This is a genomic window from Magnetococcus marinus MC-1 (assembly GCF_000014865.1).
Classification (GTDB): domain Bacteria; phylum Pseudomonadota; class Magnetococcia; order Magnetococcales; family Magnetococcaceae; genus Magnetococcus; species Magnetococcus marinus.
On the sequence record NC_008576.1, the window covers coordinates 1198750 to 1218873 of the forward strand.

At 54.0% G+C, this 20124-nt stretch carries 17 protein-coding genes; 10 read left to right on the forward strand and 7 right to left on the reverse strand.

All coding sequences use genetic code 11. The features are described from left to right. Nucleotides 1-588: 588 nt before the first annotated feature. The gene (locus MMC1_RS05010) at nt 589-1929 is read right to left on the reverse strand and encodes an IS1380-like element ISMasp7 family transposase (RefSeq protein WP_011712653.1); all 1341 of its coding nucleotides are present in this window, start codon (nt 1927-1929) and stop codon (nt 589-591) included. Between the two features lie 441 nt (nt 1930-2370). Here MMC1_RS05010 and MMC1_RS21830 point away from each other — a divergent pair, with 441 nt between their 5' ends. Genes MMC1_RS21830 through MMC1_RS05035 form a run of 6 tightly spaced genes read left to right on the forward strand, consistent with a single transcriptional unit; the run spans nt 2371 to nt 9273 of the window. Beyond that, nucleotides 2371-2532: a hypothetical protein gene (locus tag MMC1_RS21830; RefSeq protein WP_160162663.1), complete on the forward strand. Its 162-nt coding sequence runs from the start codon at nt 2371-2373 to the stop codon at nt 2530-2532. Nucleotides 2533-2535: 3 nt separating this feature from the next. Continuing rightward, complete coding sequence (locus MMC1_RS05015; RefSeq protein WP_011712654.1) at nt 2536-3663, forward strand: TolC family protein; 1128 nt, start codon at nt 2536-2538, stop codon at nt 3661-3663. 49 nt (nt 3664-3712) lie between these two features. Further along, nucleotides 3713-4798 carry an efflux RND transporter periplasmic adaptor subunit gene (locus tag MMC1_RS05020; RefSeq protein WP_011712655.1) on the forward strand — a complete coding sequence of 362 codons (1086 nt, stop codon included), beginning with the start codon at nt 3713-3715 and terminating at the stop codon, nt 4796-4798. Then, on the forward strand, nt 4791-8063 hold the full coding sequence (locus MMC1_RS05025; protein ID WP_011712656.1) for an efflux RND transporter permease subunit: 3273 nt from the start codon (nt 4791-4793) through the stop codon (nt 8061-8063). The genes MMC1_RS05020 and MMC1_RS05025 overlap by 8 nt, the downstream gene beginning before the upstream one ends. A 38-nt stretch (nt 8064-8101) precedes the next feature. After that, on the forward strand, nt 8102-8659 hold the full coding sequence (locus MMC1_RS05030) for a hypothetical protein (RefSeq protein WP_143711363.1): 558 nt from the start codon (nt 8102-8104) through the stop codon (nt 8657-8659). Between the two features lie 26 nt (nt 8660-8685). Beyond that, nucleotides 8686-9273 carry a hypothetical protein gene (locus tag MMC1_RS05035; RefSeq protein ID WP_011712658.1) on the forward strand — a complete coding sequence of 196 codons (588 nt, stop codon included), beginning with the start codon at nt 8686-8688 and terminating at the stop codon, nt 9271-9273. A gap of 181 nt (nt 9274-9454) precedes the next feature. On the opposite strand, the gene MMC1_RS05045 is transcribed toward MMC1_RS05035, so the two are convergent. The 5 genes from MMC1_RS05045 to glnA form a co-directional block, all read right to left on the reverse strand. Next, nucleotides 9455-9937 carry a WbuC family cupin fold metalloprotein gene (locus MMC1_RS05045; RefSeq protein WP_011712659.1) on the reverse strand — a complete coding sequence of 161 codons (483 nt, stop codon included), beginning with the start codon at nt 9935-9937 and terminating at the stop codon, nt 9455-9457. A 15-nt stretch (nt 9938-9952) separates the two neighbouring features. After that, complete coding sequence (locus MMC1_RS05050; RefSeq protein ID WP_011712660.1) at nt 9953-10564, reverse strand: hypothetical protein; 612 nt, start codon at nt 10562-10564, stop codon at nt 9953-9955. Between the two features lie 151 nt (nt 10565-10715). Beyond that, nucleotides 10716-11360 (reverse strand): hypothetical protein, encoded by a 645-nt coding sequence (locus MMC1_RS05055; RefSeq protein WP_011712661.1) that lies wholly within the window; start codon nt 11358-11360, stop codon nt 10716-10718. A 150-nt stretch (nt 11361-11510) separates the two neighbouring features. Beyond that, on the reverse strand, nt 11511-12128 hold the full coding sequence (locus MMC1_RS05060) for a hypothetical protein (RefSeq protein WP_041640834.1): 618 nt from the start codon (nt 12126-12128) through the stop codon (nt 11511-11513). Between the two features lie 288 nt (nt 12129-12416). Beyond that, nucleotides 12417-13838 (reverse strand): type I glutamate--ammonia ligase, encoded by a 1422-nt coding sequence (gene glnA, locus MMC1_RS05065; protein ID WP_011712663.1) that lies wholly within the window; start codon nt 13836-13838, stop codon nt 12417-12419. Nucleotides 13839-14406: 568 nt separating this feature from the next. Between glnA and MMC1_RS05070 the strand changes: the two genes are divergently transcribed. The 4 genes from MMC1_RS05070 (at nt 14407) to MMC1_RS05085 (ending at nt 18750) form a co-directional block, all read left to right on the forward strand. Beyond that, on the forward strand, nt 14407-15402 hold the full coding sequence (locus MMC1_RS05070; protein WP_011712664.1) for an ABC transporter ATP-binding protein: 996 nt from the start codon (nt 14407-14409) through the stop codon (nt 15400-15402). 68 nt (nt 15403-15470) lie between these two features. Further along, nucleotides 15471-16166: an ABC transporter permease gene (locus tag MMC1_RS05075; RefSeq protein WP_011712665.1), complete on the forward strand. Its 696-nt coding sequence runs from the start codon at nt 15471-15473 to the stop codon at nt 16164-16166. A gap of 1 nt (nt 16167) precedes the next feature. Further along, nucleotides 16168-17487, forward strand: coding sequence for a GldG family protein (locus MMC1_RS05080; RefSeq protein ID WP_011712666.1), 1320 nt, complete (start codon nt 16168-16170; stop codon nt 17485-17487). Between the two features lie 9 nt (nt 17488-17496). Further along, the gene (locus MMC1_RS05085; protein WP_011712667.1) at nt 17497-18750 is read left to right on the forward strand and encodes a DUF4340 domain-containing protein; all 1254 of its coding nucleotides are present in this window, start codon (nt 17497-17499) and stop codon (nt 18748-18750) included. On the opposite strand, the gene MMC1_RS05090 is transcribed toward MMC1_RS05085, so the two are convergent. After that, nucleotides 18731-20056, reverse strand: a complete 1326-nt coding sequence (locus MMC1_RS05090) for an EAL domain-containing protein (RefSeq protein WP_011712668.1) — start codon at nt 20054-20056, stop codon at nt 18731-18733. The two genes, MMC1_RS05085 and MMC1_RS05090, sit on opposite strands and share 20 nt — an antisense overlap. Nucleotides 20057-20124 lie beyond the last annotated feature (68 nt).

Here is a 20124-nt window from a genome sequence, read left to right on the forward strand (position 1 = left end):
TGGGGTAACACTTAACTTCGAGCATTTTTCTATAAAGGAGTTCCTGTATTTTTTATGCGCCAAATGGATTTTAAACACTCTTCACTCTTCCCAGGAATTCATCACCTGCTTTCTTAAAACATCCAGGACGTGGCCCCTGTTCCTTAAAATGGTGAAACGTGCGTTTGAAAAACACGCTGTTGAGCATGCTTGATGAAGAGATTATAATTATATCTATAAACATAAAATATTGATTTTATAGTGTGGTTTATCGGTTTCCATGCAGGATACAGGGAAAATATGGCAATCTGTATCCGGCATAGTCATTAGATAAATTAAAAATACAAATATAATTATATGCATGGATTCATATTGATTGATAATTGTTATTTACCTGAATCGGTGACTTTCTTTGGGGCGTGTTGACCGAACGCTTCTCCCAACACATCAACCCCTGTTTTTGCCCTCAGAATATGGTCAGACCACTGTTTCCCGGCAATATGTGGCCAGATGCTGTCTCAGTTTACCCCGAACGCCCCCATTTTTCAATATCAAGGCGCAAATACCCGGATTAGCGTGCATTCACGCCGCCATTTCTGTGCTCTGTGATCATCCAACCAACAGCTTTCCAGGAGCAAATCGCTCATACACCCGTTCGAATGCGTCGAATGCAGGGCAATTCAGTCCAAAGCGCAATCGTAGCCGCCTTCCGCTTCTGACCAAGCGAGCGGCCAGATAGATCATCTCTTGGATAACCGTCTTCAAACGCCGACGCTTAGCTGGGTGCCGCACTGGCCCATCTTTGCCCATCAGACCCAAAAGTCCGATCCACCGCAGGATATTGTAGGCAAATGCCGCCATTCCCATAACCAGGGCGTTGGTGGCAAACTTGCCCGACGGAAGCCGCTCCAAATCCAGGTCTGTCTTGAACTCGCTGTGAAATTGCTCTGATGTCCCGTGTGCCTTGTAAAGGGCAATGACATCCTCTTCCACCAAGTCCAGCGATGTCCACCAGCCCTCAACTTCCACATCGGGAACCAGCAAGCCTTGTCCGTGACGATCAATTCGGCGTTCAGTCACCTGCATCACGCGCCGGAACTGATAGCTTTGGCCCTCGTAGCTTTGCTCCTCAATGACGCTGAACCGGGAAACAAACTTTCCAGGACGTGTTTCAACCCAGCACTCTTCCTCTTCCGCCATGGCCAGCCAGGGTGTCATATCAGCGGTTCGGGGATTCCATTTGAGAATATAATCGGTATCCTCGTTTACCAACGCCACACGCGTTTCCAGCGCATCGTGCCCGCTATCCAGGCGGACCAGTAAACGGTGACTGGCGCTCAAGCGGCGGGCTTGGGGCAACACACGCGTCAAAAAGGAAATAAATCCCTTCTGGCTGTGCTGTTTGCCCTCACGAAACTCCATCCCAACACACCAGCCCTCTTCCCCGAGGTAGGCCCCAATGGGCGCGAATCCGTCATGTCCCTTGTAGGTGCGGGAAACCCCCGCTTTCTTCGTGCTGGAGTTGTCCATAGGAAACACATCCATATCCAGCGCCACATGCCCGGTCACCAAGCACGTCACGGGAACTTCGGCGTTGACCAAAAAATCAACTGTGCAGCACTCTATTACAGACAACCACGATTCAGCCCCTTCATCCAGCCGCTGGCGCATTCTCGCAATGGATGGCACATGGGCTATACCAAGTGCCTCCATGAAAAATCGATTTTCTCTGAACTGTGCAATCGCCTCAAAGTCGCTCTTGCCCTGCAACAACAAACCCAGGTAGCTGCGAGCAATGTCAGCATGGCTGATACCGTGTCGCAACGGCTGTGCTTTCTTCAATTCCTTGTCCAAATTCACATAGCGGTCCAGACAAGCGCCTGCCAGTGCCAGACCACTGGTCGCCGTGTAGATCTCCTGCTCCGATTGCTCCAATTTGAACCGCTTCATCTCACCCCCTGGGTGAATCAAAAAACAGTTCATATAATAACAAATTTATCTGCTTTGCCATACGGTTGCAGGACGCAAACTAAAAATAAACTCACGGATCCAGGATTTATTTTTATCAAATAATAGTTCAAAAGCGACAGCATATCTGGTATTAATGGCGCGTAGGTATAGGTAAGCATCTTATTGAAATATAGTGAAGTATTCTGAAATAATGTGAGATTTTTCGAGAAAGTTGACGGATATGATCCGTTTTTCAAGGGGTTGATTTTGTGAGTCATCGAATGTTTGGTCTCTCTCAACAGGAGGTCGTTTTTTGAGCACACTCACGCCAGCATCCTGTGCCACTCCGGTTATGGGTAGGAGGGGCGAAGCGCCCTCACGCTTGGACCAATTGCTCTCCCTATCAAGCCAAACCACCGATTCAAGAAACGGTACTTTGTCATGAAAAAACTCGCCCTTCTCTTTCTACTGTTCAGTCCGGTCTGTCATGCCGAAACCCTGAGCGATGTCTACCACCAAGCCTTGCGTTCTGGTCTGACATTACAACTGGATGATACCCGCATTCGCAGGGCCCAAGAGCAGCAGAAACAGGCTTTTTCGTAACTGTTGCCCTATGCCGGTGGCGAGGTTACGGCCAAACGCTACAAACAAAACACCCTGGATCATGATGGCTATAAAATTGATGGTTATGCTTTGCAGGTGGAGGTGCCCATCATCCACTACAGCCACTATAAGGGTTACCAGCAGGCCAAAAAAAATGTGGAGCGGCTAACCCTCAGCCGCGAAGATACCGCCATGCAGCTCGCTTATGATGTGGCAACAGCCTATTTCCAGGTGCTGCTGGCGCAACAAGATCTGGAAGTCGCCCAGGCAGAAAATTTGGCCGTTACTCGCCTGCTGGAACGTGCCCAGGCCGAGTTTAAGGTGGGCCGGATCATTGTCACGGATCTTGAAGAGGCTAGGGCACGGGTGGATCTCTCCAATGCCCAACTGCTGGCCCTGGCGGAAACCCGCGAATCTCGACAAGAGGCGCTGGTAGAGTTAATCGGCAAGCAGGTTGCCAGCCTGGCGGACCTTGAGCAAAGCTTTCCCCTCGATAAGCCCGAACAGGATGTCGCCTACTGGATACAAAAGGCATTGGTCCGTAATCCCATGTTCCGGGTATTGGATGTCGCCGCCGAAGCGGCCCAGTTGGGGGCCGATAAGGCACGGGGTGGTCTCTATCCCACCCTTTCTCTAAACGCCTCCCATAGCGTCTATAACAATACCGCCTCTGCCACTTGGTTGGGGGCCGATACCAACACCCAGGTCTTGGGTGTGACCTTGAGCGTGCCCCTCTTCCAAGGAGGGCGGCCAGAGGCACAAATGCGCGAAGCGCTCTCGCAAAAGGATGAGGCCCAGCTTAAACGCGAGGATCTGTACCGTAAAATTACCCGGCAAGTGGGGGATAGCTACCGTGGCGTGTTGACCGCGATTGCACGGGTAAACGCTCTCAAACAGGCGGAAAAATCGGCGCAAACCGCCTTAAAAACCACCCAAGCGGGGTTCACCGCCGGGGTGCGGACCATGTTGGATATTCTCAATGCCGAGCGGGCCCTGCGCGATACACAACGCCATTTAAACGCAGCCCGTATTGGCTATGTTCTGAATACATTAGCGCTACACCGCGCAGCGGGTGAGCTCAACGGTGAACTCATGCAACGCATTAACAGTTGGTTGCAAAAGGGTGTCTGAGCGGCGGCTTTAAAAGGCAATGACCAAACTTCTAACCAGGTGATGCTTCATGAATCTCTATGTCAAATATCTCGTGCTGTCCGTTGCTATGTGGGTGGGTCTATCATCCGTGGCCGCAGCTTCGTCTTTGGCAACCGTCACGGTTACCAAAACGCAGAGCCCCAAACTGCTCCCAATACCAGGCAATGTGGAGGCCATTAACCAAGCCACCATGACCGCAAAAACGGCGGGTACCATCGTGGAGTTAAACTTTGACGTAAACGATTATGTTAAAAAAGACCAGGTTCTGCTCAGCTTTAAGGGTAAGCGCAATCAGGCGGGCCTCTCTCAAGCCCAAGCCGGGGTCAGTGAAGCCGAAGCCCGTGTGGTCGAAGCGCGTAATGAGTATAACCGGCTTAAATCGCTGTTTGATCAAAAGATGGTGACGGCCTCGCAAATGGATCAAGCGCAGGGTTCGCTGCAAGCGGCCCGCGCACGCTTGAACGCCGCCAAAGCAGGGCTCACCAGTGCCAGTGAAGGGGTGGATGACACGGTGCTGCGTGCGCCCTATTCCGGTTATGTGACGCAACGCTTTGTGCAACTGGGCGAAAATGCCAGCGTGGGGCAGCGGTTGTTTACGGGAATTTCGTTGGATGAGCTGCGGGTAATAACCAACATTCCGCAAAAATATGCGGATGTGGTGCGGGTCACCCGCTCGGCGCTGGTGGAAATCTCATCCTCCTTGGCGCAGCAGGTAAGGCGCATACCCGTTAAGGATGTGGTGGTGTTCCCCGTAGCGGACCCCGCGAGCCGTACGGTGGGGGTGCGTATCAAGCTGCCCGAAGGCATACAAGGTATCTATCCGGGGATGCTGGTTAAAGTGTTTTTTGTCATCGGTCAGCAGGAAAAACTGATCATTCCAGAATCCACCGTGGTACGGCGCAGCGAATTAACCGCCGTCTATGTCATGAACCCAGGGCAACCAGCACCCATGTTGCGCATGGTGCGCCTCGGCCAGGTAGATGAGGCTCAACAGGTCGAGGTGGTCTCTGGCTTATTGGAGGGAGATCTGGTGGTCAAGCAGCCTGCGCTGGCTACCCAGGTGGCGTTGAGTCACTACCAATCCATGCGTAAAAAGGATGCGATCCATGAGTGAGCGATTGGGCCTATCGGGTAGCGTGGCTAAAAAATTTCAAAATTCGGAGATCACTCCCCTGTTGGCCATTGTGGGTTTTTTGCTTGGGCTGTTTGCCATTGCCGTGACCCCGCAGGAGGAAGAGCCCCAGATCTCTGTCACCTTTGCCAATGTCTTTATTCCCTACCCTGGTGCCAGCGCGGCCGAAGTGGAGCAGACGGTGACGGTGCCTGCTGAGCAAGTGCTGTCCGAGGTCTCGGGGGTTAAACATGTCTACTCTTTCTCCCGGGATGGCATGGCGGTGTTGACCGTGCGCTATCGGGTGGGAGAAGACCAAAATGCGGCGATTTTGCGCTTGTACAACGCCATTTTTTCCAATGAAAATTTTCTGCCCCAGGGGTTGGGGGTGGGTAAACCCCTGGTCAAGCCCATGGGGATTGATGATGTACCCATCCTCTCCTTTACCCTATGGAGTGATGATCCGGCCATCAACGGTTATGAGTTGACCCAAGTAGCCCACTCTGTTGAGGCAGAGCTCAAGGGGATTGAAGGCACCCGTAAGGTCTACACGGTGGCGGATGTGGAGCGCGTGGTCAATGTGCAACTGGACCCCGTGCGGCTGGCCGGTTACGGTCTGACCATGGAGGGTTTGGCCAAAAGTTTAATGGGGGCTAACCGTCATGGCCTGTCGGGCACCTTTGTGGAGGGCAATCAAGCCATCCCGGTTTATGCGGGGGATTTCCTCTCCAGTGCCGAGGAGATCGCCGATCTGGTTGTCGCTCAACATGAGGGGCGGTTGGTTCATCTCTCTGACGTAGCGGATGTCGAGTTGGGGCCAGATACGCCGAGTTCCTACGGTTGGTTTGCTACTGGGCCCTCGGCTTGGATAAAAGGGATTGAAAAGTCTGGACGTTATCAGTCTGTTACCATTGCGGTTTCAAAAAAGGAAGGCTTGAATGCGGTCTCGATCTCCAAGGCGGTCATCGCCAAGATGGACAATCTCAAGGGCTATCTGATCCCCGATAATGTGCAGGTGACCCTGACCCGCGACTATGGTGCCACCGCCGAAGCCAAGGCCAATAAACTGATTGGAAAACTTGGTTTTGCCACCGCCTTTGTGGTGTTGCTGGTGTTGCTCACCATGGGCTGGCGAGAGGCGTTGATCGTGGGGGTGGCGGTGCTGCTTACCCTGGCCTTGACCCTGTTTGGTAACTGGGCCTGGGGCTTTACCTTGAACCGGGTTTCGCTGTTTGCATTGATCTTCTCCATCGGTATTTTGGTGGATGACGCCATTGTGGTGGTGGAAAATATTCACCGGCACATGCATGGCAGTACAAAAAAGCTATTGGATATTATTCCCAAAGCGGTGGATGAAGTGGGTGGACCTACCATCTTGGCTACCTTTACGGTGATTGCCGCCCTGTTACCCATGGCTTTTGTGACGGGCTTGATGGGGCCATATATGAGCCCCATTCCCATCAATGCCAGTACGGGTATGTTGATCTCTCTGGTGGTGGCTTTTGTAGTAACCCCCTGGCTTACCTATAAAGGCTTGAACGGGGTTCACAACAAGCATTTGGCGGCCCACGCGGGTGCTGCGGTGGCCCATGAGGATGACGCCCCCCCCACGGAGGAGGTCTCTTCGGGTATGCTTAAATTGTTTCGTGGTATCTATGGTCCGTTTGTGACCAGCAAGGTAGCTTGGTTTAACCGTACGGTGCTGGCCTTGGTGATGATTGGCTTGATCGCCGCCTCGCTTTATTTGGTGGTCAATGGTTCGGTTATCCTAAAAATGCTGCCCTTTGATAATAAATCGGAGTTTCAAGTGGTGGTGGATATGCCTGAAGGGACCACCACCGAGGGCACCGCCGCCGTCATGGAAGCGTTGGGGGCCTATCTGATTACGGTACCTGAGGTGACAGATATTCAATCCTATGTGGGTACCGCATCCCCCGTTGGTTTTAATGGTCTGGTGCGGCAGTTTTACCTGCGTAAAGGGCCTAATGTTGGGGATATTCAGATCAATTTGGTGGATAAGCATCACCGCGAGCGCAAGAGCCATGATGTCGCCCGGGCGGTACGTCAGCCTCTTCAAGAGATTGGGGCGAAATATGGTGCCAACGTCAAGATCGTGGAGGTCCCACCCGGACCGCCGGTGCAGTCACCCCTAGTGGTAGAGGTCTACGGACCCAACTATGTCACCCAGATCGAATATGCCCAACAGATCGAAAAACTTTTCCATGCCACACCGGATATTGTGGATATTGACACCAGTGTCGAATCCCCAGCCAAGCGCATGCAAATTCGGGTAGACCGCAAACGGGCGGCTCAGTTGGGGGTGGATGCCGGATCGGTTATCAATGTAATTCAGAGCGCCCTAGAGGGGAAAAATGCGACCTATCTGCATGTGACCGATGCCAAGCAGGCGATCCCTGTGCGTATCTCCTTGCACGACGATTGGAAGCATAGTGTGGATAACCTGATGGCCTTAAAGTTGGATTCTCATCTGGGTCAACAGGTGCCTTTAACCGAGGTGGTGCAGATCTCCTATGGCAAGATCAACCCGGTTATTCACCATAAAAACCTCAAACGGGTGGTCTATGTCACCGGTGATATGGCGGGTGCAAAGGATAGCCCGTTGTATGGCTTGATGGAGATCGACAGTGCCATGGGGCAGATGCGTGCCCAGGGTGGTCAGGCCATGGAGCGCTTTTTTATCAAGCAGCCCAGCATGACCGCCGAGATCTCCACCAAATGGGATGGTGAGTGGCAGATTACCTACGAGACCTTCCGCGATATGGGCATTGCCTATGGTATTGGTCTGCTGATGATCTATCTATTGGTGGTGGCACAGTTTCGCAGTTATGTGGTGCCCATCGTGATTATGATGCCCATTCCGCTCACCGTGATTGGGGTTATGCCCGGTCATGCGATCATGGGGGCGCAGTTCACGGCTACCTCTATGATTGGCATGATCGCGCTGGCGGGTATCATCGTGCGAAACTCGATTTTGCTGGTGGACTTTATCAATGAAGAGACATCCGCTGGTCTACCCTTTGCCGAAGCGGTGATCCATGCTGGAGCGGTGCGCTCAAAGCCCATCTTGCTGACGGGTTTTGCGGCGATATTGGGCGCATTGTTTATTCTGGATGATCCCATTTTCAGTGGTTTGGCCATTTCACTGATTTTTGGGATCTTTGTCTCAACCATGCTCACCCTGATCGTGATACCTGTGACATACTACAGTGTGATGAATAAACGATTTGCCGCACAAGCCACAGCCTAAGGGTATGGCCAACTGCGTGACACGGCTAGCAGGAGTAGATGAAGATGCGTTTGACCGATGAGGAGATCGAAAAATTTCGCCACTCTGTGGATGCCTTTCGCGCGGCTATGGATATTCGTTCAGGCATGAATATCCGCGTGGCCAAACGGGTGACCATCATCCTGCGGGTGGGGGTGGCCAGCTTTGCCATTGTGGCCATCATCATGGCGCTGCTGATCTACACCCTAACCACACAGATGCAGTCTATGATCGATGTGGTGCAGACCATGAACCGCAACTTTACAAGTATGTCCAAAAATGTGGAGACCATGGAAAAATCGGTGGCCACGATGCGGGATAATATGGGGGTTATGCCCAACATTGTGCAGCAAGTTCAAGCTATGGATGGTTATGAAAAGGGTATGTATGCCAGCATGCAGAGCATTGAACAGGATATGGCTGTGCTTAAAGGACAGATGGGGGCTATGCGGCAGGATGTGAATGTTATGAGCCAAACTTTTTTTCTGATGGACCATGCGGTCCAGGGCTTGGATGGCAATGTAAACCGTATGTCCCGACCGGCGCGTCTGTTTAACTGGATGAGTCCCTTCCAATAAGGTTTGGCCCTTGGGGAGCACGTAATATGAGCAAGGAACCCAATGAGACGGAGCAAGATAAAAATATCCATCTGGTGGTGGATTATGTCTCTGGCTCTTTAGAAGATTTTGGTAACGAGATGCGGCGGGTAGAGGTGTTCGGTGCGCAGATCGCCAAACGCACCCAACTCTTTATTCGCACCTCCTTGACCATTCTGGTGGCCTCTAGTGTGATGCTGGTCTTTATGATCCAGGATATGGCCATGGTTATGGGGGATATGTTGGACAACATGAACCAGATGTACTCCAACTTTGAAAAAATGTCGGCGGATATGGAGGTCATGACCGCCTCGGTCAACGATATGCGGGTGAGTACCGATGGTATGCCGGTCATCTCCACCAGTATGGTCAGTATGGCAGACACCATGGGCGGCATGACGCAATCGGTGGGGCAAATGCAGGGGCATTTGCAGGCCATGCAAGGAGATGTCGGCGGTATCTCGGGCGATGTAAAGCAGATGAGCCAACGCTTTACCGTGATGACCCAGCGGGTGCAGCATTTGGGTGGCAACGTGAACCATATGGCCCACCCCATGAACAATCTGGGGCCATTGGAGGGAATATTCCCACCCTGATGAAGCGCGTACCTTATAAAACCGGTGTCTGCCTTGGGCAGGTCAAGGCGGAAGTTGGCGCTGAGGGTGTTTGTGAAACAGGAGAGGGCGCGGGTTGGATTGCTCCCCAAGCATGGCGGGCGGCAGGGTCCAGCCCGGATGCCCGCCATCTGCTTGGTGGAACAACGGCGACAGCTTAAAATCAATAGGCGCTGTAGCCATTGCCCGGCTGGGCATGGGTCATCCAGGCCAAGAGACTCATGGCGGCAGCATCCCCCTCTTCTGGGCTCCACGTGGCAAAATCTTTGTCATCGGTGGGCTGATAGGGGCCACTCTTGACCTCCATCACCACGGTATTGGCCGCAAGGCACAACAGCGTATGCCAAACACCACCGGGAATCTCCACCGCGCGGGTGTGTGCCTCGCTGAGCTCTTGGCGTGCCATGACCCGGCCTGCATCATCAAAGGTTAATACCAGGGCACGTCCACAAATGTGGACAAAACTCTCCCAACGGCCAGCCTGATGACGGTGGGGGCGTACATAGGTACCCGGCTGTAAGGCGTTGAACATCCGCTGAATGGGATCCTCTAATTGGGGATGCCAATTTAGATTGGTCCGTTTACGCGGCTGTCGGGCGGCATGCTCAAACAGCGTATGCAGCGACTCTTGGTCCAGAACTTTCATGCTCTCTCCCCCTGCTCAGGCAAGCTCGTTGGGGTTGCGAATGTCGCGGAAATAGTTCTCCAAATACCAGTCACAAATCTCTTCAACCTTGGCTGCGTAGCGGGTAGAGACCTCCTGTAAATCCATTTGGCAGCGGTGCGCAGAGGGGATATCCCGTATGCCCTGGGCCTGCTCCTGAGCACACTCGGCGGCCAGCTGGTTAAGGGTGCGAAAGACCACACTATCCGCCATGCGTGTTACCTGATAGACCTCCGCGAGGGCGTCAAACACGGTAATGGACTGCTCCGGTGGTGGCTCGGGCGGGGGGGGTGGATTGCGCAAAAATGCGGGTAAAAAATCCCGCTCATTGACCACCTTTTTGGGGGGCCGCATGCCCTGTAGCTCAAATTGATACATCTCTACCCAACGGGTGGGCTTGGGCAGATCTGGTAGGCTTGGTTTGGGCTGTTTGCGGGGGGGGCGTTTGCCTTTGAGCACATAATCGGCCATGCTCACCCATCCAGAGGGTGGCATATCTTTGCGCTTGGGTACGGCCTCTCCCCCATGCAGGCGCTTATATTCGGCCTCTTCCAATTTATGCTGTGCTTGAGAGATCAATTGAGTGTAGTTGCTGCTTCGTTCCACCATGAGCCCATTTCCCTTAAAGCCAATCTTTTGTTATGGACTCTTTTTGCCACATGCTGGCACGGTCCTTGGGGGCAGGGTCGCTTGCTGGCCAACCCTTACCCCACTCATCGGCATAAAAAGGGGGATACTTGATTGGATTAGCACGGGCGGCTTACCACTGGCTGCACCGCTGCTGCTCACGACGGTAGGCACTTATGGTATCAATCCGCTTATTCTCCTGGGAGGCTTGATGGTCCAGCTGTCGGTAGGCACGTTTGACCAGATCCCCCACCTTGCGCTCCAACTGCTGTTTACTGCGTTCCAACCCACGATCATTGCTGCGCAAGGTCAAGCTGCTGAGGGTGTGTTGAATGGTACGTTTAAGGGGGCCAACCTCTCGGAGTAGGGAGTCATTGTAGATCCGCACATGTTTGAGCTCATGGAGCTTGATCACACGAAACTCGCAACTGCCGACGGGGTAACTGTTGTCCATAAAAATTTCGGTATCTTGATAGCCCAGCGCCAGATTTAAACTTTTTACATAGAGGCAGAGGGTGCCATCGTCCGCACGTTGTAAACCAAACTTAAAAGTGCTTTTAAAAAATTTGCTGACCTTCGTTAAGCCCCGCACATAGGGCATGCCAGCCATTCGAATTAATGCAGAGCGTGGAATGCGTTTAATGTTTAAGGGTTTGGCTTGTAATTCCTGAATTAAAATGGTCGGTGGTGGTGGTGTGGCGCAGGGGGCAGCCTGAGCGTTTTGTGCGAAGTTTATGAGGATGAAGGGGATAAATAGAGTAAAAAAGTTGGGTTTCATGAGGCTCTTTCACAGGTTGACGATGACGCTCCTATTGTTCAACAGTTAAGTGAAATTTGCCAGTAATGGTTATGTAAAAGAAAGGAAAAGAAAAAAATTGGGGTGCCTCTGCGCCGCTCAACGGTGTGATTGAGGAGGGTGTGGGCATGCTTACCAATGGGGGCATTGGGCGTGTACCAAACGATCGTTCTCAAGCGTGTCGATACGGGCATTGTGTTGGTGTACCTGCTTAAAGGCACGCTCTGTGCTGAGGGCGATAAGCTGTTTGATCGGCTGCTCCATCTCCTGTTGGCGTTGCGGGAGGGTCTGCTTAGTGGCGGGGAGCACCAAGGTGTGCAAGGTTTGCAGCAGCCGCTTTTTTAAAGCGGGCAGTTGAGCCAGCAGAGTTTGATTGTAAATGCGCAGGTGTTGCTGCTCATGGCTTGCAATGACCCGGCTGTTACAGCTCTCTGGGGGATAGCTGTCCTCGCTAAACATCGCTGTCTGGCCATAGCCAATTTTCATGTTAAGCGCTTGCATCTGTAAGCAAAGATGACCCTGAGTGTGGGGGGTAATTTGATAGATAAATTGGGCGTTATCGAAAAAACGCGTGGTGGTAAAACCCCGTAGATGAGCGGAACCACGCTTGGCATGTAAAACCTGGGGGGAGATACGCTGTACCGTGTCGGCCTGGGCCGGTACCCATAGCAGCTTCACCTGGGGCGTAACCCCCTCTGGACATGTCGCCCCCTGGGCCACGGTGGTAAGGGACGGCAGCAGAATGGACAATAAAATCAAAACTTTAAATAGTATATGGTTTCTCTGTAGGCAATAAACAGGGCCGGGTGCTTGATAAAAAAGGCACAGGTTACGTCTAAAATAATCCGATGGCGTCATAACCTTCGTTCGGGCATGCCCACCCTTTCAACACGTGGCACGTGGTGAGGCTACGGTTCATGGTTTGCCCAGGGTGTTGGGTGGAAAATGCTGTCACGCGCAAAAAAAAACGCCGGTCTTTAGACAAGACCGGCGTGTGGCGTCGGGGTCTGCCGCAGCAGACCCCGCAAACCTTACAGCTTAGACGCTGTAGTAGTTTTGGAACTCGATGGGGTGGGGGCAATGCTCAACGGCATAGACCTCATCCATCTTCATCTTGATGTAAGCATCAATCAGGTCGTTGGAGAAAACGTCACCCTTGAGCAAGAACTCACGATCTTTAGAAAGCTCCTCAAGAGCTTCACGCAAGGAACCACATACGGTTGGGATATCCTTGAGCTCCTCGGGGGGCAGATCATAGAGGTTTTTGTCCATGGAAGGACCTGGATCAATCTTGTTCTCCACACCGTCCATACCCGCCATCAACAGGGCCGCAAAAGCCAAGTAGGGGTTGGCAGAGGGATCGGGGAAGCGGATTTCACAACGCTTGCCCGCAGGGCTATTAGAAGCGGGAATACGGATCGAAGCAGAACGGTTGCGGCTGGAGTGGGCCAACAGCACGGGAGCTTCAAAGCCGGGGATCAGACGCTTATAGGAGTTGGTGGAGGGGTTGGTGAAAGCGTTCAGAGCCTTCGCGTGCTTCTTGATGCCGCCGATGAAGTGCAGAGCCATCTCAGAGAGGTCGGCATACTGGTTGCCGGCAAACAGGGGCTTGCCATCTTTCCAGATCGACATGTGGCAGTGCATGCCAGAACCGTTGTCACCCGCCATAGGCTTGGGCATAAAGGTTGCGGTCTTGCCATACTGGTGGGCCACATTGTGAACAACATATTTATATTTCTGAATGTTGTCAGCGGTGTGCAGCATGGTACCAAAACGCATGTCAATTTCACACTGACCGGCGGTGGCCACTTCGTGGTGGTGGAATTCGATGGTTAGACCCATCTCTTCCATCAGGTTGGACATCTCATTACGCATCTCTTGCAGAGAGTCCACAGGTGGTACGGGGAAATAACCACCCTTGATGCCAGGACGGTGGCCGGTGTTGCCATCCTCATACTCGGTGCCGGTGTTCCAAGCGCCCTCTTCGGAATCAATGTGGTAAGAGACGTTGTTCATGCCCACATTGTAACGCACGGAGTCGAACACGAAAAACTCAGCTTCGGGACCCACATAGGCGGTGTCAGCAATACCGGTATAGGCCAGGTAAGCCTCGGCGCGTTTGGCCACGGAGCGGGGGTCACGGCTGTAATCTTCACCGGTGAAGGGGTCGATGATGTTACAAGCGAGGATCAGGGTAGCGTCCTCGGAGAAGGGATCCATGACAGCCGATTCAGGATCGGGTACATAGGCCATGTCGGAGTTGTTGATCTCACACCACCCCGTGATGGATGAGCCATCGAAACCGAGTCCGGTTTCAAAAACATCTTCGGTCAACATGCGAGCGGGGGCCGTAATGTGTTGCCACTTGCCTTTAAAATCGGTGAATCGAAAATCAACAAAGCGCACATTGTTGGCATCGATCATGCCCAGAACTTTATTTACCGCTTCCTTATTAGCCATGCTTCGCTCTTCCTCAGTTTCGTGAAAGGAGTCTTCCGTCTGAAAGATTACCCACAGCAGCGTTGGGCTGCCTAAATAATCTCATAACATAAACCACAATGGACCTCAGGGAAGGGATGGAGACTTTTCCCCTGAGGCAGAACGTGACACAATTCTAGCAGGTGTGGCCGAACTGGCCGCCTTATCCAACCTCTCTAAAGGCAGAGGTTGGGGTGAGTCACGTAAAACAGCACATAGATTAATCAATTTTTCTCAGGATGTCATACATAACCGTGCGTACCGATGAAAAAAATGGATCATTTTTCATCCATCCCCCGCTGGGCAGGGTAAAATCCTCCCGAAAAATCCATGCTCGGTGAGCTGGGCTGGGTGGGCTTGCACAATATGGCAGCGTATGGCACCCCGACTTCGAGCAATTGTTGAGCAATCGCTGTGCCATGCTGTTTTACGATGCTAGAATCGAAAGAATACAAACGTATAGCATTAAATGTTGGAGGTTTTCGCCATCAGGAATGGGCCTGGCAGGCATCTGATTGGTTAAAAACATAACTTAGTGTGATTAAAATATATGCAAAACGATGCTAAAATAGTCAAACTGTCGCCAAACTCCGAGGCTCCCCATGCCGCGCCGGTTCCGTTGATCCGCTTGCAGGGCGTGTGCAAGCAGTATGGTGCGTTATCCGCTTTGCAAGGGGTTAACCTAACCGTCGCGCGGGGCGAAGTGGTGGGGTTTTTGGGCCCCAATGGGGCAGGTAAAACCACCACCATGTCCATCTTGGCTGGCCTCTTGGCCCCCACAGAGGGCGTGGTGCAGGTGGCCGGGGTGGATATGCTGCGCCACCCGCAACAGGCCAAACCGCATATAGGCTTTCTACCCGAACAGCCCCCGCTTTATAAAGAGATGACGGTACAGGCGTATCTGAGCCATTTGGCCCGGTTGCGCGGGGTGGCGGCCCGTCAGTGCCGTGAGGCGGTTAGCCAGGTTATGGCGCAATGCGGTCTTAACCCCGTGGCCGGGCGCGTGTTGGGGCATCTTTCTAAAGGGTATCAACAACGCGCGGGTATTGCGCAGGCTTTGGTGCATCGCCCAGAGGTGGTGATTTTAGATGAACCCACCAGCGGATTAGACCCCCTGCAAATCCAGGAAATTTGTCTGTTGATCCGTAGTCTCGGCCAACAGCACGCGGTGTTGTTATCCACCCATATTCTCTCTGAGGTGCGCATGACCTGTGATCGGGTGGTGTTGATTCATCAAGGCAAAATCCAACTGGATACCAGTATGGCCGACCTGGAGCAACATCTGCAAGCTCCCCAAGTGGTGCAGGTAAGTTTAGCCAACGATCCAGGTCAGGCGGTGTTAGCCGCCCTACCGGGGGTGGCGCATGTTGAAGCCTGTGCGGGAGGGTGGCGCATTACCCCGCAGCAGGATGCGGATCCCGTACCTGCCTTGCTGGCCGCTGCGGTGGCCCAGCATTGGGGTCTGCGTCAATTGCAGCCTCAGCAGGCCCCCTTGGAGAGTCTCTTTACCGCGCTCGCCCAAACAGACCAGGAGGAGCTACGGTGAAGGGTTTGTGGTGTTTAACGCGACACAGCTGGCGCATGCTTATGCTGTCTCCCCTAGCGTGGAGTTTGATGGCCATCTGGCTGGCCCTGGGGGGGTACATGTTTGTGGGGGCGCTGCTCAACTATAAACAGGCTCTCCTCCAATACAGTGCCTATGGGGTGCAGCAGCTACCCCTGAGCGATTTTGTCATGCTGCCCCTGTTGAGCAATGTGGCCGTGCTGTTGTTGTTGATTATGCCGGTTTTAACGATGGGTACCTTAGCGGGTGAAAAACGGGCGGGCAGTTGGCCAGCCCTTGCGACCTCGGCCATTACACCGGGTGCCATTGTACTGGGCAAATTTTTTGGATTGCTGCTGTTTTTATGGCTACTGCTGGGCCTGTTGGTGCTGCTGCCACTGTCGTTGTTGCCCTTTGCCCGCCTGGATTGGGGGCAGGTTGCGGCGGGCATGCTGGGATTGGGCTTGTTAAGTTCCGCTTTTTGTGCGCTGGGCATAGCAACCTCGGCCCATACCGATAACCCGGCCATGGCGGCGCTGTTTGCGTTTGCCTTGCTGCTGCTGCTATGGATTATCGGGTGGATGGCTGGCTCTGCCGAGGCGGGTTGGCAACAGCTTCTGCTCCATCTCTCCCTCATGAACCGTTTGCAAAATTTTTTGGAAGGTACCCTGCGGCTGTGGGATCTGCTCTACCTGCTGGGTTTGAGTGGCTTTGCCCTCTATCTCGCCACGCTACGGTTGCATCTGCAACGGGTATGGGGGGGTTAACATGCGGCATCGGCTACACTATTGGATGGCGCTGTTGTTGGGCTTTGCGCTGCTGTTGATGCTCCTGTGGGGGGGCTATCAGCATGATCGACAGTGGGATTGGACCGCCAACCAACGCCACACCCTGAGTCCCCAATCCCTGGCGGCGGTCAAGGCGTTGGGGGCGGTGCAGGCGACTCTGTTTGTCGAAGAGGGGGGGGATCCCGACGGTATTTTGCGGCGCTTACTGGAGCGTTACCGCTTACACAATCCCCAACTTACCCTGCATCTGTTAGACCCCGACCTTAACCCCGCTGCGGCGGAACCCTATGGGGTTAAGGGGGTAGGGGTATTGGTCCTGCGTCACGGTGAGCGCTGGGAAAAAGTGGAGCAGCCCGATGAATCCGGCATTACCAATGCTCTGTTGCGGCTGGCCAAACCGCAGCGTAAACAGATTGGTTTTCTCGTGGGACATGGCGAACACGCACTGGCGGGGGCGGGCCGTATGGCCTATGGGCAATGGGCCAAACAGCTACGGGATGAAGGTTATGGGGTGCGCGAAGTGGCTTTGCACCAGCAGCCCCAGGTGCCTGATGATCTGGATTTGCTGGTGGTGGCGGGTCCTCAATCGGCCCTGTTTGAGGGGGAGTTGCAGCACCTTAAAGCATGGTTTGAGGATGGCGGTAAGCTGCTGTTGATGCTGGACCCAGGCCAGGATGACGGATTGCAAGCACTGCTTACCCCCTATGGTATTCGGTGGTTGCCGGGCATGGTGATTGATGTGGGGGCACAGGTGTTGGGGGCTAACCCCACCACGCCTTTGATCACGCAATTTCCCAAAGAGCATGATATTTTCAGGGGCATGGATCAGGTTCCGTTTTTGGTGACGGCGGGCGGCTTGGAACTGGTTCGCACAGCGGGTCCATGGCATCGGGAAAAACTGCTGGCGGGTGCCGAACAGGGCTGGTTGGAGCAAGATAATCACGTGCAGCGGCGCGGTGGTCGGGTGGCGTTTGATGCCGAGACCGACATCAAAGGTCCCATCACCATGGGGGTGGCGGTGCAAGAGGGCGCGCAGCGTTTGGTGGTGGTGACAGACTCTGATTTTGCAGCCGATGGGTTTAGCCGCTATGGGGCCAATCTGGATCTGGCCATGGGCATGGTGCGCTGGCTGGTGCAGGATGAGGCGCTGATCGCGCTGAAACCTAAGCCCATGGTGGATGCCGGATTGATGATGGATGAGGCCCAGGTGCAAGGGCTGTTTGTACTGTTTGTGCTGCTGCTACCCTTGCTACTGCTGTTGGTGGGGGGGCGAATCTGGTGGTTGCGACGCCATTTGTAGGGGGGAGATATGTTGCTGGGTTGGCGCTTTAATGCTCAACTGCTGCTGCTGGTGTTGCTGCTGGGAGCGCTGTTGTGGTGGCAGCGGCCACAGCCCCCGGTGGTGTTGCCCCAGCGAGCCTATCTTGACCCCAATCGGGTAGAGCAAATCCACTATCAAGATAGCCATGGTGTCGCCATTACCCTGCAACGCCAAGCCCATGCTTGGCAAGTACAGGCACATCCCGGCTGGTCGTTGGATCAAAAAGCGGTGGTGCAACTGCTAGAGCCTCTGAACCAGCGTTGGATAAAGCGGATGGCTGGGCCAGTGGAGCCAGGGGCTTTTGGTCTTGGCGAAACGGGGGCGCGCATTACCTATAAGGATGCCCAAGGGGCGCTCTTGTGGGGGATGCAGTTGGGTAAGCGTGGCACCACCCCAGCCACCCGCTATGTGGCCTTGGCCGATGGTTCGGTGGTGCTCATGGGGTTGGCGCCATTACAGCCCTTGCGCCAGACGGTGACGCAACTGCGGGACCGCCATCTGCTGCCAGGGTGGAGCCCCTTACGGTTGCGCCATATAACGCTGCATCAGCGTGGTCAAAGCTCGGTTCAACTGGTGCGTAAAGCGGGGGGATGGTGGGTAAAATTGGCGGATCTGCCGCTGCAACCGGCCCATGTAGGGCGTCTGCAACGCTGGTTGAGCCAGTTGATGAGCCTACAAGGGCAGCGCTTTGAGCCCTATACGCCGCAGGCTCCCCTGCCATGGCAACTGACCGTCGAGCATGCCGAGGGGCAGCGCTGGGTGGTGGGGTTGCAGCGTGAGGGGGCGCGATATGGGGTGTGGCGCCCCTGGGAGCCTCAGCAGATGATGTGGATTGATGCCGGGATGGAAGCGTTGCTGCATGAAGAGCCATTAGAGTGGCTATCGCGGGTGGCCTACGCCGAGCCGATCACAGAGATCGTTTTACACCACCCCAATGGCACGCGCTACCTAGGGCGTAAGAGGGCGCAGGGTTGGTCGCGTCCCTTATGGCAAGCTGTGGAGGATGCCTTGCAGCGGGAGGGGGCTGAACTTAGGCCCGCACCTGCCGCAGTTCCCGCCGCCGCGCCCAAGTCGCCATGGTTGTCCCTAGAGGTGCAGGGTGAGACCATACCTGTCTGGCAAGAGGGGTCGAGCTACTGGTTGGCAGCACCCCGGCGCGGGGTGTGGATCGCATTGACCCCGCTTCAGGCCGAGCAGTTGCAAGAGGCGGTTGGGCAACTGGCTAAGCCGAAATCGCGGTAGCCCGTTGCAGTCCCTGACTGGAGGGGCTAAATGAGGCGGTCATCAGGGGGGTGCTGGTTTCCCAGGCCACATCACAGCAGAGGATCATTTTTTTGCCTTGGCTGAAGAGGCTTTGGGAAAGGGTAAGGCACATGCGACCATCGGTTATTGAGAGGTAAGGACCCGAGAGCTGAATGGTGCCTTCATTGCATGCAGCGCGGCGAAAATAGGCTTTGCGAGACCAATCTGCCTGGGTAGCGTCGGAGACTGGGCTAAAACGGGTGAAGCGCTCTCGAAGCTCGGTTGGCGACTCAAGATTGGGGCCTTGTTGAATGCCGTTTTCATCCAGAATAAAACAGCGCAACACACTGCTATGGCTCAAGATAGCGTCAAAGGCTTCGGGCTGAGGGTTGTTTGCAAAACACTCAACCATTTGGGTGAACATCTCAAGTTGGGGATGAATGCGTTGCCACATGAGACGGGTTTCATCCATGGCATGGGAGCGAAACCGACGGCTCAGGCTGGCGAGATCACGGCACTGTTTTTGTAGAATGGTGCCTAGGTCGGTTTGGGGGCGGGCAAAGTGAAAGCCCTGTACAAAATCGGCCTCGGTGTCCATGGCGATCATGGCTTCTTCTTCAGTCTCAATCCCCTCCAACAAGACCAGACAGCCTGCGGTGTGCAGCAGCGAGACCAGACCGGGTAGCACGGTGCGGGCGCGGCTGTTGGTAACCGCATTGTGGATCATATTGCGATCCAGTTTGACAATATCCGGTTGCAAACGCCAGACCCGATCAAAGTTGGACTGACCTGCGCCAAAATCATCCAGGGCCACCAGACAGCCCATCTCACGGAAATAGGCCACTGCGTCCACTAACAGCGCTTCATCCTCAATGGCTTTTTCCAGAATTTCCACCACCACCCGGTTGGCGGGTACTTGGAAGAAGGCCAGCAAATCCCGCAGAAAATGGTTATCTCCCTGCATGCCCTGCAATACAACGGTTGGGTTAACATTAAGAAATAACCAGCTATTTTCAGGGTTTAAAGTTTTGAAATTGCCGACATGAGCCAAGCGACAGGCGCGGTCCAGCTGCATAATATCTTCTGGGTTGATGTTGCCAAAAAGCTGGTTGGGGGTGATCGCTCCTAGAGTGGTGTGATAGGGGCGGACCAAGGCTTCATACCCGACTGGGCGCTGGTGGGCTAGGCTGAAAATCGGTTGAAAGGCGGTCAGCAATTTATGTTGCTGCCACTGGCTGCGGATGGGAGAGTCTTGCCCTAAACCATAATGGATGGGAAAGTTTAACACGCTTTCTAACCGATCCATCGTCAAGAGCGTTCCTTTAGCCAGATTGCTGTGTTTGCCTGGAAGTGTGTTAACTTTGCAGCCGAATT